Raw genomic sequence first — 14,120 nt, 5'->3', positions numbered from 1 at the left:
CCCTGCCGCTCATGGCATTTCCGAGCACCGGATGCCGGTCGCCTGCCTCCTCCGTGCGCACGAACACCACCTCGGTGCGATGCCGGTGCCCGCGCCGGGAGATCTCGTCGGCGATATTCCTGACCTCGAACAGCGGCGAGGCGGCCTTGGCCGGCGCGACGAAGGTGCCGACACCCATCACCCGGTTCAGCGCGCCGTCGGCGGTGAGATCACGCAGCGCGCGATTGATCGTCATCCGTGACAGGCCGAGCGCGTTGACCAGCTGATTCTCCGAGGGAATCTGCTCACCCTCGACCCATCGGCCGCCCTTGATCTGCGCCATGATCAGCTGCTTGACGCGTTCGTACGCCGCGAATTCGGTCCCCAGTTCGCTGTACAGCGCGGCCAGGTCCGCATCGACCACTTCGATCGCCACCACCGGTATCCGTTCCCTCAGTTTGCCCAGAGAATACGTTGCGCCCGAACAGCGAAGCACGCTTGACAGCCACTTGTATATACAGGACTATACCACTAGTCTGGATTCCAGTGACCCAGGACACAGCCGTCTTCTCGAGGAGTGAACCGATGACCGACGCCGCCACCCCGCCACCTTCCGGCCCCCGGCCCGTGTCCGCCCCGCGCGGATCGCAGCTGCACACGCTGGGCTGGCAGCAGGAGGGCGCCCTGCGGATGCTGATGAACAACCTCGATCCCGAGGTCGCCGAACGTCCCGACGACCTGGTCGTCTACGGCGGCACCGGCCGTGCCGTGCGCAGCTGGGCGGCGTTCGACGCGATCGTGCGGACCCTAGAGACCCTGGCCGCCGACGAGACGCTGCTGGTGCAGTCGGGCAAGCCGGTCGGGGTGTTCCGCACCAACGAGTGGGCGCCGCGCGTGCTGCTGGCCAACTCCAATCTGGTCGGCGACTGGGCGAACTGGGCGGACTTCCGCAAGCTCGAGCAGCTCGGGCTGATGATGTACGGCCAGATGACCGCGGGGTCGTGGATCTACATCGGCAGCCAGGGCATTCTGCAGGGCACCTACGAGACCTTCGGCGCGGTGGCGCGCAAGCGTTTCGGCGGCACGCTGGCAGGCACCATCACGCTCACCGCGGGTGTGGGCGGCATGGGTGGCGCGCAGCCGCTGGCGGTGACGATGAACGAGGGTGTCGCGCTGTGCGTCGACTGCGATCCGGCGCGTATCGATCGGCGGATCGCGCACGGCTACCTCGATACGAAGGCCGAATCCTTGCAGGAGGCGCTGGATCTCGCGATCACGGCGCGCGACGACCGCCGCGCGCTGTCGATCGGCCTGGTCGGCAATGCCGCCGAAGTGTTCCCGCAACTGCTTGCCATGGACGCGCCGATCGATATCGTGACCGACCAGACGTCGGCGCATGATCCGCTGTGCTACTTGCCGATCGGTGTCGCGCTCGAGGACTGGCACACCCTCGCCGAGAAGGATCCGGCGTGGTTCACCACCGAGGCGCAGGCGTCGATGGCCAAGCATGTCGAGGCGATGGTCGGGTTCCTGGACAAGGGCGCCGAGGTGTTCGACTACGGCAACTCGATTCGTGACGAGGCCCGAAAGGGTGGCTACGACCGGGCTTTCGCGTTCCCCGGCTTCGTGCCCGCCTATATCCGCCCGCTGTTCGAGGAGGGCCTCGGCCCGTTCCGCTGGGCCGCGCTCTCGGGCGATCCGAAGGACATCGCCGCCACCGATCGCGCGATCATGGAGCTGTTCCCCGAGAACGAGCACCTGAAGCGCTGGATCACCATGGCGGGCGAGAAGGTGCAGTTCGAAGGCCTGCCCGCCCGCATCTGCTGGCTCGGCTACGGCGAACGCCACCGCGCGGGCCTGAAATTCAACGAGATGGTCGCCTCCGGGGAGCTGTCCGCGCCACTGGCCATCGGCCGCGACCACCTCGACTCCGGCTCGGTCGCCTCCCCCTACCGCGAAACCGAGGCCATGGCCGACGGCTCCGACGCCGTCGCCGACTGGCCCCTGCTCAACGCCCTGCTCAACACCGCCTCCGGCGCCTCCTGGGTCTCGATCCACCACGGCGGCGGCGTCGGCATGGGCCGTTCCATCCACGCGGGCCAGGTCTGCATCGCCGACGGCACTCCCCTGGCCGCCCAGAAACTCGAGCGGGTCCTCACCAACGATCCCGGCATGGGCGTCATCCGGCACGTCGACGCAGGCTACGAGCACGCAGCCGATGTCGCCCGCGAGCGCGGGGTACGAATCCCCATGCAGGAGAGCTGATCCCCCTCCGCCGCCCATACCGCTCGGTGCGGGCGGCGGACGGTCACCAGCTCAATTCTGTTGGCTTTCCCGGAATTTCGCCTCCATCTCCGCGGCGAGCTGCGGCAGCTCGGCCTCCATCTTCTGCACGTAGACGACCGCGTCACCGACCGTTCTGAGGCTCGCCAGATCCTCGTCGGGGATCTTGACGTTGTACTTGTCCTCGAGCTGCACGGCGATCTCGACCAGCGACAGCGAGTCGATTTCCAGATCCTCGACGAAGGACTTCTCCATCGTCACCTCGACGGCATCGATACCGGTCACCTCCTCGACGATGTCAGCGATCCCCGCGACGATCTCTTCCTGCGTGGTAGCCACTAATCTCCTTGTTCTCGGTTGTGCCAGTACGCTAAAAGCTCCACCGGGGTGGAGGTTCAAGAGGTTGTGACAGACGACACACAGGTGAGCATCGGGGAGCTGGCGCGCAGGACCAGCCTCCCGGTCCGCACGATCCGGTTCTATTGCGACGAGGGCATTCTGGAATCCGGCCGCAGCGCGGGCGGGCATCGGATGTTCGACACCGGCAGTGCCACCGAACGACTGCTGCTGATCCGGCGCTTGCGCGCGCTCGGTCTCGGGCTCGGCTCGATCACCGAGGTGCTGCATGGCGAGCGGTCGATGGACGAGGCCATCGCCGCCGAAAGTGCGCGGCTCGACAACGAATTCAGGTCGCTGGCATGGCGGCGGGCATCCCTGCGCGCAGTCGAGACGGCCGCCCCGACAGAGCGGGCCGAGCGGCTCGCCCTGCTGGCCGCCGCCCAGGACGGCGGCGCGGTCCACGATGGCCTCGTGCAGTTCTGGCGGCGCATCCTCGCACCGGTCCCCCGCAACGAGGTCGACCGCTGGGTGGGCTGGAATGTGCCGGAACCGCCCGCCGATCCGTCCATCGACGAGGTCGTCGCGTATGCCGAGCTGGCCGTTCTCGTCGCCGACTCTGCGCTGAATAGTGTTGTGCGACAGCATCTCTGGTTGAGCCACCCGGAGCTGATCCACGACCGGCACAGGCTGTACACCGACGTGGGCGACGCCTTGGTGGATGTGGTGACACTGGTCGCGGCAGACGTACAGCCACATGGTGGCGCCGAACTCGATCGATTCGTCACCGCGCATGCCGGTGCACGAGGTGAACGCGATTCCCCGCACTTCCGCGAACAACTCCTGATCGAGGCAGCCGACGCCGACCGCCGGATTCGTCGCTACTGGGCGCTGACAGGGCGGCTCGTCGGCGATCGGATCACCGTGGGCCGAGCCCTGCACTGGGTACACGCCGCACTGGCCAACTCCACCGATGCACCGGCCCCTTAGGTGGCGAGAGTGATCGGCCCGTCGGGCGGGCCGTCGCTCAGGAGGTCGGCCAGTCGGGCGATCAGATTCGGCCGAGGCCACGCGGTCGGGGGTTTCGGTGAGGTCGGGCGGGAGCCACCAGCGGTGGCCGGTGACGGTGGGCACGTCGGCGTTTACCGCGAGCGGGTGTGACTTCCGGTTTCCCGGACATACCAGTCGGGTGCCGGTTCAACCGATTGGAGCAGGCTCCAGTCGAAATAGGCCCAATAGACCCGGTTTTGCCCGGAGTCCGGATCAATGGCGGCGAATGCCGCGACGTCCCCCGTCCCACCCATTCCGTCGACGTGGTCGATCGGGGCGAGGCTGCTGTCGACGAGTTCGCTGTAGGTGCAGGACCACGGTGTCAGATCCGCCGGAGAGTCCAACCGTGGGCGCGGGATTTGCGGGCGGCGAACGAATTGCCTGAACAGAATGCTCTCGCGCGGACTGCTCAGCTCGAGCTGTAGACCAGGCCAGAACGTCAGGTCCCACCTCGCTGTCCGCATTTCCAGATTCCGCTCGGGCGGCTCGACGACCATCGAATCCGGCGTTCTCCACGCGGCCAAATAGTCATCGAGAGTGCGCCAGGGCTCTGATCGGAATAGCTGCATGGCGATCGTCGGCTCTGTGCGTGTGATATCGAGGGAGCGGAGCAACGCGTCAGCTTCGGCCGGAGCGCTCTCACACATCGCGTCCAGCATCGCCAGCTGATACTCATACAGCGTCAACATCATTCACCATCACCGTGGGTGATTCGCCCCTGCGGGAATTGCGCAACAGCCTCATCGATCAACCCGCCGAGCTGGCCGGCGGTGATCATGCCGCAGTTGACGAGCCCGGCCAGCCCTTGAAGGGTGGCAAGGAAGATCAGTGCGATCCGCTGTGGGCTCGTGTCCGGCAGGTCGTCGGCCAGGCCGCGTTGGAACACCAGCAACATCGGCGCAAAGGCCGCCTCGGCGGCCGTGCTCACGGCGTCGCCACCTGCGCCGTGTTTGTTGGCGAACATCAGCTCAGCCAGGTTCGCCTCGGAAGTCACGAAGTCGAGGTAGGCCCGGGCGATCGAGTGAATCTGCGCGCGGTAGTCGGGCGCGGATTCGACGGCATCCCGCAGTCGGGCGCCGAGGAGTGCGAACCCTTCGACGGCCAGTGCGTCGTGAAGCTGCTGGCGGTCAGGAAAGTAGCGGCGCACTGCGGCGTGCGAAACGCCGATGGCGGCGGCCAGCTCGCGCAGCGACAGCTCCGAGGCTCCTCGGTCACGCACCACCGGCGTGGCTTGCTCCAGTACGGCCTGGCGCAGGTTGCCGTGGTGGTAGGGGCGGTCAGGCGTCATGCGGGCAGTTTACCAAGGATGTTTCCGTTGACTAGATTGTTTCCAGTGGGTACATTGGCCTCATGCTCACACTTGCTTCTCCTTCGCAGATACCGGATCAGACCGGCCGCACCGTCATCGTCACCGGCGCCAGCAGCGGTATCGGCCGTGCTGCGGCGGCTGCCCTTGCCGCCAAGGGCGCACGGCTCATCCTCGCTGTCCGAGACCAGGACAAGGGCCGTGCAGTCGCCGCCGAGATGAGTGGCGCGGTCGAAGTCCGTCCGCTCGACTTCAGCTCGCTGGCCTCGGTCCGGCAGTTCGCAGACGGCATCGACAGCACAGTGGATGTGCTCATCAACAACGCTGGCACGATGACCGACTCGCTACAGCACACCGCCGACGATTTCGAACTCCAGTTCGGGGTCAACCACCTGGCGCCCTTCGCGTTGACGAACCTGCTGCTCGACCGGATCACCGACCGTGTCGTGTCCACCTCGTCGACCGCGTACCGCTCCGCGCAGCTCGACTTCGACGACATGCACTGGGCACAACGCCCCTACAAGCCGTTCGGCGCCTACGGTGCGTCGAAGTTGTCGGTGCTGCTGTTCACCGCCGAACTACAACGCCGCCTGAGCGCGGTCGGCTCGTCGGTCATCGCGACCACCGCGCATCCCGGCTGGGCCTCCACCGGCTTCCGGATTACCAGCGGCAACCGGCTTCTCGACGCCCTGTCAGCCCTCTTCACGCCCATGCTCGCCCAGGGGCCCGACGCCGGTGCGCTTCCCACCCTGCTGGCGGCGGTCGGCGACATCCCTGGCGGCAGTTTCGTCGGCCCGAGCCGCTTCGGCGGTGTTCGCGGTCCGGCGACGGTGGGCGAGATATCCCCTGTGGCCAAGGATCCGGATGCCGCCGTGCGGCTCTGGCGCGTCTCCGAACACCTCACCGGCACGCGCTTCGCCTCGGCATCGCCGACGCCCGCCCCGGCAACAGACGTCCCGGGAGCATGACGGTGCAGCGCATCCAATACCGCCGGTACGGCGGACCCGAGGTGCTGCGGCTGGACGACTTCGAGCCCCGTCGGCCGGGGCCGCACGAGGTGCTCGTGCGCGTGCACGCCGCATCGGCGAACCCGATGGATTGGAAGATCCGCAGCGGCGTGATGGAGATGGTGACCGGCCGGGACTTCCCCCGTGGATTCGGCACGGACTTCGCAGGTGTGGTGGAAGCGGTTGGCGCAGATGTCGCTCGACTGCGGGTCGGCGACGAGGTGCTGGGCGGCACGAGCCCCGAGGGGGCCGGATCTTTCTCCGAGGCGGTCGTCGTCGAGGAAAGCGGCGTGGTCCACAAGCCCGCAAGCCTCTCGTTCGAGGAGGCCGCAGCCGTCCCGACAGCCGGCATCACCGCCTATCAAGCGATAGTCCGCGAAGCCCAGCTGAACGAGGGACAGGCTGTGTTCGTCCACGGCTGTCTCGGCGGCGTCGGCCGGGCCGCGGTCCAATTCGCGCTGTCACGAGGGGCGTCGGTGGCCGGTAGCTGCCGCCCCACAGCAATAAAGGAAGCCCGCGCGTTAGGCATCCACCCGATAGTGGGATTCGACTTCGACCCCGGAAGTTTGGCGGGACGGTTCGACCTCATCCTCGACACCGCGGGCACGTTGCCGATGACGGCGACGGGAATGCTCGCCAAGCGCACCGGACAGCTGATCGACATCAATCCGAGCCCGGCGAAGTTCGCCCGAAGTGCGATGCCTGGGCCGTACCGATTGATGATCGCCCAGCCCAGCACCGTCGACCTCGACGCCATCGCACAAGCCGCTGGATCAGGGACGCTCCACGTGCCGATCGCCCGAACGGTGCCGCTGGCCGAGGCGATCCCGGCGCTCACGGAACTCGAACTTCACCACTTCCCTCGCGGCGGCAAACTCGTTGCTGTGACCGAGTGAGCCAACCATGCGGCTGCGCACCGCGAGCGGCAGGCACGTCGCCGGCATCAGCGCCGCACCGACCACCGCGCCGATGCCGCCCGTCAGCGCCGCCGCATGGGCACGAGGTTGCCGCGCTTGTGAGCGGCGATGAGCATAGGCACGGCGAGCAGCAGGCTCACGACGACGGGAATGATCGACCCCTCGATGCCGAACTGGCCGCCAGTCAGCAACTCCGGGCCCGTCGGTTCGGCGATCAGCAAACCCGGCGATGCGTGACCCGAGACCGGGACGCCGAGCAGCCCGACGGTGGTGTTCCAGGCGAAGTGCAGGCCCACCGCCACCCAGATACTGCGCAGCCACAGGAAACTGGCGCCCAACAGGACGCCGGCCTCGATGGCGATCGCGAACCCGGTCCACAGCGTGGCGCCGGGGTTGGCCAGGTGGATGGCACCGAACAGCACCGCGGTAATCGCCAGCGCAGCCCAACTGCCACACAGCCGTTCCAGCCCTTGCAACAACAGGCCGCGGAAGAGTAGTTCCTCGGTCACCGCCGCACCGAGTTGCACTGCCGCGATGCTCACGACGGTCGCCATGGCGCTACCGGATGCCCAGGTGAACGAGAACTCGGTGATCACCATGAGCATTGACCCGGCGATGAACATGAAGCCGAGCCCGATGCCGAGCAACGCATAAATCCCGGCTTGTGCCTTCGCGATCTCCGGCGTGCTTCGCCGCGCGACGTAGCGCATGACCACCCAGTAGACGGCAACCGCGGCAACCGCACCCACGACCGCCGGCACCGGCGACCCACCCGAGGACAGCGCCGACACCCCGCCGACACCGACTATCCCGACCAGCGTCCAGACGATCGGAAACCGCAAGATGCGGCCCGCTCGCCCAGGCTGGTGATCCGTAGGTGCGATCGACCTCGTGGGCATAGTGACCTCCAGTTGACCTCGGCCGCACAGTTGGGCCACCTGAATTACATTGCCACTATGTGGTTCTGGATGCGATCTTCTATGTCGTACGCGGCGGTATCGCATGGCAGCAGCCGCGGCTACGGCGCCGGCAAGAAGACCAACGGACGCAAACGCCACATCGCCATCGGTGGTTACGAGGCCATGCGTCTGAGCTCGGGCATGCGTCTGAGCTCGGGCAGGGTGAGGGCCGTGTGGGCCGGTCGCCCGGTGGCCGGGGGTGCCATGGTGAGGTTGCGGAGTTTATGGTTGCGGGCTTGCAGGGCTTCGGCCGTGGTGGGAAACAGTGCCGCTTCGCCGGTGGAGATCTGCGACTGGTTGAGTTCGACGAATCGGCGGCTGGCGCGTTCGTAGGCGGTGAAGGCGGTGGTGTGATCGTCGTGTGCGGCCAGGGATTCGGCGAGCATGTAGGCGCCGACGAGGGCGAGGCTCGATCCCTGCCCGGTCAGGAACGACGGAGCGTAGGCGGCGTCGCCGACGAGGGCCACTCGCCCGGTGGACCATTGCGGCATGTGGATCTGACCAACCGTGTCGAAGAACGGATCTGGGGAACCGCACATGGCGTCGACGATGGCAGGCACCCGCCAACCGTCGTCGCCGAAGAGCGTGGATATCAGTGCACGCTGAGTCTCGTTGTCGCGGAGGGCTTCGTGGGATGGTTCGGGGTGGGCGAAGGTCAGGAGGGCGTGTACGTCGTTGTTGTTTCCCACGGCGTACAGCGCGGCCGCTCGTCCGGGGGTGTTCCAGATGAGTGCTTCGTGTGAGAGCCCGAATGTATTGGGCATGGTGCAGATCGAGAAGCAGTAGCCGAGGTAGCGCAGGTAGTTCTGTTCGGGGCCGAAGGCGAGAGTCCTGGTGCGTGAGTGCAATCCGTCAGCGCCGACAACAAGATCGAAACTGCGTTGGGTGCCGCTGCGGAAGCTGACGTCCACACCGTGCTTGTGTTCGGTGAGCGTGTCAACGGAATCGTCGAAGACGAACTCCACGTCGTCGCGGACTGCTGCGTACAGGACGTTCGTCAGCGTCTCCCTAGGGACCTCGAGGTCATGCCCGTCGGCTCCCCCGGCCACCACCTGCGGATGAACGACAGCGGCGCGGCTGCCATCGGCCTCGAGGAAAGTCACCCGCCGCGTGTCGATATGGGCTCGCTGTAGCTGCGGCAGAATGCCCATCCGGTGCGCGACCTCGACGGCGGTGCCACGCAGGTCGATCGGGTATCCGCCGCCGCGCACACCGGCAGATTTCTCTACCACCGTCACCTCGAATCCGTACCTGTGCAACCAGAACGCCAACGCGGGACCCGCGATGCTCGCGCCGGAAACCAGCACAGTTCCGCTGGACTTCATGTCAACTCCTCTATGTCTGATGGAAAGGGTCACGCGTGCGTTTCGACAGCCTGGGGCTCGAGTTTCGACGTGGGCATCTGACGCTGCGGGCGCGTGGTTCGCACAAGAAGGAAGACCACGACCGCGGCGATCGCGAAGGCCGCGGTGGCAACCGCGATATAGCTGAATACACCGGTGGCCGAGTTCACCGTCTCGCCGTTCGCAATGACTGTGGTCGATGCGAGAACAGCCGCGCCGACGAAGTTGAACACCACGGCCCCCGTAGAGACCATCACCATGACCAGGCTGGACACGATGCCCTGCCGTTGTGCCGACGCCAAGTTGCCCGCCATGTTGAAGCCCGACGCGCCCAACGCCGCGACCGTGACACCGAGCAGGAACGCGAAGCACAGCGCCGCGGCCGGCTGGGACGCACCGAGGAACATCCCGATGGTGGCCACGGTTCCGAGCATGACGGCCCCGGCCAAGGTCCGGGCAGGCCCGATTCGCGTACCCAGCCAGCCGGCCACCGGACCCCCGAGCATGACGCCGACAGCGGGTGCCGCGAGAAGCAGCGCCACGGACCCGTGACCGCCGAGTCCGTAGCCCAAGTTCTGGTCCGCCGAGACATCACTGATGAGCGGGATGAGTTGCAGCATGCTCTGGTAGGAACCCGCGCCGAGGAAGACGACGAGGAGTGTGAGAAGCAGTGGCTTGCCGAGGTTTCCGACGTCGATCAGCGGGTCGGCCTTTCGGCGCGAGACCGTGAACCATCTGACCAGCGCCACGACCCCGCCGAGGAGAAGGGCAAGCGGGCCGATAGCGGACCAGCCGAGATCGGGACCCATGCTGATGTAGCCGAGCACACCGAGCAGACCGCCGCCCAGCAGCAGCGCACCCGAGATGTCGAGCCGGCCCGGCGTCTTCACGAGCGATTCGGGAACCAGGAAACGCACGCAAACAGCCATCGCGACCGCCACAGCGGCCGAGATGAGGAACAGGATCTGGAAGCCGAACTCCGTCGCCAGCTTCTCGACGAGGAAACGGGAGGCGACATTGAGGATCGCGGTGCCGGTGGTCACGATGCCGACGATGATCATGGCCAGTCGTGGCGTGCAGACGGTTCGCACGATCGCGACCGAAAGGAACACGGCCGCCAACGCGGCTCCCTGCAACATGCGTCCGATGACGAATATCCACATCGCCGGGGCCACCGCGCAGATCAGCGCACCCACACAACTGATCAGCAAGGTCAGCACGAGGACTCTGCGTTTTCCGTATATGTCGGCACTCTTACCGAGCAACGGGGCCCACATCACGCCCGCCAGCATCGCGGTGGCGTTGAGCCACGCCGCCTGGTCGGTGCCGAAATGGTCGAGCATCTCGGGCAGGACTATCAGCGGTGCGCCGATCGCCGAGTCCACCACGAAGTTCACCAGGGCCAGGATCGCTACCAGGCCGAGTAGTCGCCGGCTCCACCTCGTGTGAAGACCGACGCTCGCTCCGTCGGTTGTGTTCTGCTGCATTGATTTCGGCTCCTCACCAGACTTGATTTCCCGACTAGGCGGGGTTCGCGCCGCGCAGGGACGTTCTGGCTACAACCGTTCCAGTGGCGCCGTCGGCGGGCATCGTCTCTCGTCACCGATTGCCGCTGGTGCTGGTGCACTAGCCGACCGCGCACTCCTGGTGCGTACGAACCGGGTCGAGCGCCTTGCGGGCGCGGGGCGGCTCCGACGCGTATCTTGGGCGAGGTGTTGCCGCCCCAGCAGCGTTTCCCGATCCGGTGATGGCCACCCACCAGGTGGCACGACGACCGGTGCGGTGGCGTGAGGCGCTCGTCCTCGCGACGGCGTTCCTGCTGTGTCTGTCCGGCGGAATCTTTCACCCCGACAACACCCTCGGATGGCCGCCGATCGCCACCTTCGTCGTCGCGGGGATCTCGTGTGCGGCATTGGTCGTACGGCATCGGTCGCCCGTGATCGCGGTCGCCGTGACCACCATGTGCGGGATGCTGGTCGCACCGTTGGGCCTGCTGCTGACCCCGCTGATTGTGGTCCCCGTCGCGATCGCCGCCTACGCGCTGGCATTGCACACCGAGCTGAGGGTGACGATCGCTGTCCTGCTTCCCGCCGTAACGTTGCTGGTCGCGGTGACCCCACTTCTCGACGGGCTGTCCTGGCAGGACGGCAGCAGGCTGCTGTCGGTGGCGGTGCTCCCGCTGATCGCCGGAGCGCTCGGCAGCGCGACCCAGAGCCGGCGAGCCTACCTGGCTGCCATGGAAGAGCGGGCACTGCGCGCCGAGGAGAGCCGGGAGAGCGAGGCGCGGCGCAGCGTCGCCGAGGAACGGGTGCGCATCGCCCGCGAGCTCCACGACGTCGTCGCACACCAGATCACCCTCGCCAACGCCCAAGCTGTTGTTGCCGCGCACGTGTTCGACTCCCAGCCGGAACAGACCCGCTCGAACCTGAACAACATCATCGAGACCACGAGAAACGCCCTCGACGACCTGCGCGCCACGGTCGGACTACTGCGCCAGGCCGGAGACGCGGACCCTTCCGCCGAACCGTCACCCGGCCTGTCCCAGCTCCCCCGGCTGCTCGAGTCGTTTGACCGTGCGGGGCTGCGAGTGACGACGGACAACGAGGGCACGCCCAAACCACTACCGCCAGGCGTGGATCTCACTGCCTACCGGGTCATCCAGGAGGCCCTGACCAACGTGGGCAAACACGCCGGGACCAGCCACGCTCGAATCCGCCTGTCCTGGAGCCGCGATCGGCTCAGCATCACTGTCGCCGACGACGGACCCGACTCGCGGGCAGCGAGGACATCGAACAGGCCGAGCTTCACGGGGTCGGACCGGCCGTCGGGCTACGGGCTCATCGGTATGCGAGAACGCGCCACGGCGGTCGGGGGTCAGCTCTTCACCGAAAACAGCCCGGCGGGTGGCTTCATCGTCTCCGCTCACCTGCCACTCACACCGGCGAACACGACCGGCGACACGGAGAACGGTGGTCCCCCATGACAATTCGAGTGCTGCTCGCCGACGACCAGGCCCTTCTCCGCCAAGCGTTCCGTACGCTCCTCGACACCGCCGAGGACATCAGCGTGGTCGGCGAAGCCGCCGACGGCGCACAAGCGGTGCGGCTCACCCGTGAACTGCACCCCGATGTGATCATCATGGACATCCGGATGCCCGAGACCGACGGCATCACCGCCACCACACAGATCTGCGCGGACCCACACCTGCGCGACAGCCGAGTCCTCATCCTCACCACCTACGAGACCGACGACTATGTCGCACAGGCACTACGCGCGGGCGCGAGCGGCTTCATCGGAAAGGGCATCGGCGCAGCGGAACTGCTCGCCGGCGTGCGCACCATCGCAGACGGCGAAACCCTCCTCTCCCCCGCGGCCACGCGCACCTTGATCGCCCGCTTCCTCGCAACCCCACCCGACGACGCGGCCACGCACACCTCCGAGAAACTCGACGCACTCACCCCGCGAGAACGCGAAATGACCATACTTGTCGCACAAGGACTGTCCAACAACGAGATCGCCGAGCAACTGTTCGTCAGCCCATTCACCGTCCGCGCTCACGTGCAGCGCGCCATGAACAAACTGCACGCTCGTGATCGCGCCCAACTCGTCGTCATCGCCCACCAGACCGGATTGGTCAACCACGCCAACGACGGCACCGGCCTGCCGTGAACTCCGCCAGGAAGTAGCGTTCGCGGCAGTCGTAGGTGACGCCGCCCCAGGTGGCGAAGGTCCGGCGGCGCCACAGTTCCGGGCCTACGACGAGTTCGGTGAGGCCGGTCTCCTCCCTCGCTTCGCGGGCGGCTGTCTGCTGGGCGGTTTCGCCTTCTTCGCAGCCGCCGCCGATGGGGTACCAGACGGTGTGGCCGTCGGTTTCGTCGATGCTGGAGAACAGCAGCAGCCGGTCGTGCTGGTCCAGCATCACCAGGCGAATCGCGTGCCGCACAGTCGGTTCGGGGTGGGTGGTCGGTGGAGGCATCGGGACTCCCGTTCTGTCGGCGAGCAGAGCAGCCCTACCAGATTGCCTGAAACCCGAAACACGGAACAGGGTTTATTATGACTGACCAGTCAGGCATAATAGATCCATGCCGAAGATTGTGGATCGGGCCGCGCGGCAGGAGGAGATCCTGCTCGCCGCGGCTGCTGTGTTCGCCCGTAAGGGTTTCGCCGCTGCGCGGATCGAGGATGTGGCTGCTGAGGCGGGGATCGCCAAAGGCAGTGTCTATCTGTACTTTCCGAGTCGGGATTCGCTGCTCGCGGGAGTGTTCGAGAGCTATGCGCGGCGGTCGGCGCTGGTGCTCGAGGAGATGGACGAGGGGCCTGCGCTCGAACGTTTGGAGCGGTTGGTCCGTGGCGCCATCGCGATGCTGGCCGAGTATCCGGATCACGCGCGGGTCCTACTGGATGTGTGGGCCGCGAAACCGCCCATCGATATGGTCGCGATCTATCGCGAATATCGTGCGGCTGTCACCGAATTGCTGCGTGCGGCCGACGCAGAGGGCGCGCTGCGCGACGGGATCGATGGGCGGCATGCGGCGGTGATCATCGGGGCCATCGAGGGGTGTCTGATCCAGACATTGGTGGACCCGGAGTTGTCACTGCCGGATCTGATCGAGCCGGTCCTGCAGGTCTGTGTGGAAGGGATCCGGCGATGACACTCACCGATCGGCTGATCGCGCCGGGCGCGACCAGGGCCGAGGTCACCCTCGGTTTCTCCGTCGCGATCGGCGGCGCGGCCGGTGCCGCGGCACTGGCCATCCGGGCGCAGCATTCGTGGCCGGTCGTCGCCGTAATCGCGGTGGTGGCGTTCGACTTGTTCGGCGGATCCGTCGTCAATGCGATGGGTTCGGCCAAGCGCTGGTATCACCGGCCGGGACGCACAGCCCTCCACCATCTGGGCTTCGTCGCGATCCACATTCAGCCGTTCCTGCTGGCCTGGGTGG

General features: G+C 66.6%; 15 protein-coding genes and 1 pseudogene. 8 read left to right on the top strand and 8 right to left on the bottom strand.

What is annotated here, in order from left to right; genetic code table 11:
* Positions 1 to 424: GntR family transcriptional regulator (locus tag ACFWPJ_RS09965; protein WP_378849320.1), on the bottom strand; the 424-nt coding region annotated here is incomplete at its 3' end.
* Between the two features lie 140 nt (positions 425 to 564).
* Here ACFWPJ_RS09965 and hutU point away from each other — a divergent pair.
* Positions 565 to 2,244 carry a urocanate hydratase gene (gene hutU / locus ACFWPJ_RS09960; protein ID WP_378849319.1) on the top strand — a complete coding sequence of 560 codons (1,680 nt, stop codon included), beginning with the start codon at positions 565 to 567 and terminating at the stop codon, positions 2,242 to 2,244.
* A gap of 51 nt (positions 2,245 to 2,295) precedes the next feature.
* Here hutU and acpM read toward each other — a convergent pair whose 3' ends face one another.
* The gene (gene acpM / locus ACFWPJ_RS09955; RefSeq protein ID WP_378849317.1) at positions 2,296 to 2,601 is read right to left on the bottom strand and encodes a meromycolate extension acyl carrier protein AcpM; all 306 of its coding nucleotides are present in this window, start codon (positions 2,599 to 2,601) and stop codon (positions 2,296 to 2,298) included.
* 66 nt (positions 2,602 to 2,667) lie between these two features.
* Here acpM and ACFWPJ_RS09950 point away from each other — a divergent pair, with 66 nt between their 5' ends.
* Complete coding sequence (locus ACFWPJ_RS09950) at positions 2,668 to 3,588, top strand: MerR family transcriptional regulator (RefSeq protein ID WP_378849316.1); 921 nt, start codon at positions 2,668 to 2,670, stop codon at positions 3,586 to 3,588.
* A gap of 152 nt (positions 3,589 to 3,740) precedes the next feature.
* Here ACFWPJ_RS09950 and ACFWPJ_RS09945 read toward each other — a convergent pair whose 3' ends face one another.
* Positions 3,741 to 4,340, bottom strand: coding sequence for a hypothetical protein (locus ACFWPJ_RS09945; protein WP_378849314.1), 600 nt, complete (start codon positions 4,338 to 4,340; stop codon positions 3,741 to 3,743).
* Complete coding sequence (locus tag ACFWPJ_RS09940) at positions 4,337 to 4,936, bottom strand: TetR/AcrR family transcriptional regulator (RefSeq protein WP_378849312.1); 600 nt, start codon at positions 4,934 to 4,936, stop codon at positions 4,337 to 4,339. The genes ACFWPJ_RS09945 and ACFWPJ_RS09940 overlap by 4 nt, the downstream gene beginning before the upstream one ends.
* 62 nt (positions 4,937 to 4,998) lie before the next feature.
* On the opposite strand from ACFWPJ_RS09940, the gene ACFWPJ_RS09935 reads away from it, so the two are divergent.
* Both ACFWPJ_RS09935 and ACFWPJ_RS09930 read left to right on the top strand, forming a co-directional pair.
* A complete protein-coding gene (locus ACFWPJ_RS09935) occupies positions 4,999 to 5,922 on the top strand; it encodes an oxidoreductase (protein ID WP_378849310.1) in 924 nt (307 codons plus the stop codon).
* A complete protein-coding gene (locus ACFWPJ_RS09930; protein WP_378849309.1) occupies positions 5,919 to 6,857 on the top strand; it encodes an NADP-dependent oxidoreductase in 939 nt (312 codons plus the stop codon). Before ACFWPJ_RS09935 ends, ACFWPJ_RS09930 begins: the two co-directional genes overlap by 4 nt.
* 83 nt (positions 6,858 to 6,940) lie before the next feature.
* On the opposite strand, the gene ACFWPJ_RS09925 is transcribed toward ACFWPJ_RS09930, so the two are convergent.
* The 3 genes from ACFWPJ_RS09925 to ACFWPJ_RS09915 form a co-directional block, all read right to left on the bottom strand.
* Positions 6,941 to 7,669, bottom strand: coding sequence for a CPBP family intramembrane glutamic endopeptidase (locus ACFWPJ_RS09925; protein ID WP_378849307.1), 729 nt, complete (start codon positions 7,667 to 7,669; stop codon positions 6,941 to 6,943).
* 281 nt (positions 7,670 to 7,950) lie between these two features.
* On the bottom strand, positions 7,951 to 9,162 hold the full coding sequence (locus ACFWPJ_RS09920) for an FAD-dependent monooxygenase (RefSeq protein WP_378849305.1): 1,212 nt from the start codon (positions 9,160 to 9,162) through the stop codon (positions 7,951 to 7,953).
* A 29-nt stretch (positions 9,163 to 9,191) separates the two neighbouring features.
* Entirely contained in the window at positions 9,192 to 10,667 is a 1,476-nt protein-coding gene (locus ACFWPJ_RS09915) for an MFS transporter (RefSeq protein ID WP_378849303.1), read from the bottom strand.
* Between the two features lie 260 nt (positions 10,668 to 10,927).
* On the opposite strand from ACFWPJ_RS09915, the gene ACFWPJ_RS09910 reads away from it, so the two are divergent.
* Both ACFWPJ_RS09910 and ACFWPJ_RS09905 read left to right on the top strand, forming a co-directional pair.
* Positions 10,928 to 12,163, top strand: coding sequence for a sensor histidine kinase (locus tag ACFWPJ_RS09910; protein WP_378849302.1), 1,236 nt, complete (start codon positions 10,928 to 10,930; stop codon positions 12,161 to 12,163).
* Complete coding sequence (locus ACFWPJ_RS09905; protein WP_378849300.1) at positions 12,160 to 12,849, top strand: response regulator; 690 nt, start codon at positions 12,160 to 12,162, stop codon at positions 12,847 to 12,849. The genes ACFWPJ_RS09910 and ACFWPJ_RS09905 overlap by 4 nt, the downstream gene beginning before the upstream one ends.
* Here ACFWPJ_RS09905 and ACFWPJ_RS09900 read toward each other — a convergent pair.
* A complete protein-coding gene (locus ACFWPJ_RS09900) occupies positions 12,815 to 13,156 on the bottom strand; it encodes an NUDIX domain-containing protein (RefSeq protein WP_378849298.1) in 342 nt (113 codons plus the stop codon). The genes ACFWPJ_RS09905 and ACFWPJ_RS09900 overlap by 35 nt on opposite strands.
* 118 nt (positions 13,157 to 13,274) lie before the next feature.
* Between ACFWPJ_RS09900 and ACFWPJ_RS09895 the strand changes: the two genes are divergently transcribed.
* Both ACFWPJ_RS09895 and ACFWPJ_RS09890 read left to right on the top strand, forming a co-directional pair.
* Positions 13,275 to 13,832, top strand: a complete 558-nt coding sequence (locus tag ACFWPJ_RS09895; protein ID WP_378849297.1) for a TetR/AcrR family transcriptional regulator — start codon at positions 13,275 to 13,277, stop codon at positions 13,830 to 13,832.
* A pseudogene (locus tag ACFWPJ_RS09890) lies at positions 13,829 to 14,120 on the top strand (hypothetical protein); the annotation flags it as partial. The gene ACFWPJ_RS09895 and the pseudogene ACFWPJ_RS09890, both read left to right, overlap by 4 nt.

The organism is Nocardia sp. NPDC058497 (genome assembly GCF_042720195.1).
Classification (GTDB): Bacteria; Actinomycetota; Actinomycetes; order Mycobacteriales; family Mycobacteriaceae; genus Nocardia.
This window is presented reverse-complemented; position numbering and strand designations above follow the sequence as displayed.

Bases quoted from the DNA above. Each gene is read 5' to 3' on its own strand.
- hutU (WP_378849319.1), top strand. From the start codon at position 565: ATGACCGACGCCGCCACCCCGCCACCTTCCGGCCCCCGGCCCGTGTCC.
- ACFWPJ_RS09900 (WP_378849298.1), bottom strand. From the start codon at position 13,156: ATGCCTCCACCGACCACCCACCCCGAACCGACTGTGCGGCACGCGATT.
- ACFWPJ_RS09915 (WP_378849303.1), bottom strand. From the start codon at position 10,667: ATGCAGCAGAACACAACCGACGGAGCGAGCGTCGGTCTTCACACGAGG.
- ACFWPJ_RS09940 (WP_378849312.1), bottom strand. From the start codon at position 4,936: ATGACGCCTGACCGCCCCTACCACCACGGCAACCTGCGCCAGGCCGTA.
- ACFWPJ_RS09910 (WP_378849302.1), top strand. From the start codon at position 10,928: ATGGCCACCCACCAGGTGGCACGACGACCGGTGCGGTGGCGTGAGGCG.
- ACFWPJ_RS09920 (WP_378849305.1), bottom strand. From the start codon at position 9,162: ATGAAGTCCAGCGGAACTGTGCTGGTTTCCGGCGCGAGCATCGCGGGT.
- ACFWPJ_RS09905 (WP_378849300.1), top strand. From the start codon at position 12,160: ATGACAATTCGAGTGCTGCTCGCCGACGACCAGGCCCTTCTCCGCCAA.
- ACFWPJ_RS09945 (WP_378849314.1), bottom strand. From the start codon at position 4,340: ATGATGTTGACGCTGTATGAGTATCAGCTGGCGATGCTGGACGCGATG.
- ACFWPJ_RS09935 (WP_378849310.1), top strand. From the start codon at position 4,999: ATGCTCACACTTGCTTCTCCTTCGCAGATACCGGATCAGACCGGCCGC.
- ACFWPJ_RS09930 (WP_378849309.1), top strand. From the start codon at position 5,919: ATGACGGTGCAGCGCATCCAATACCGCCGGTACGGCGGACCCGAGGTG.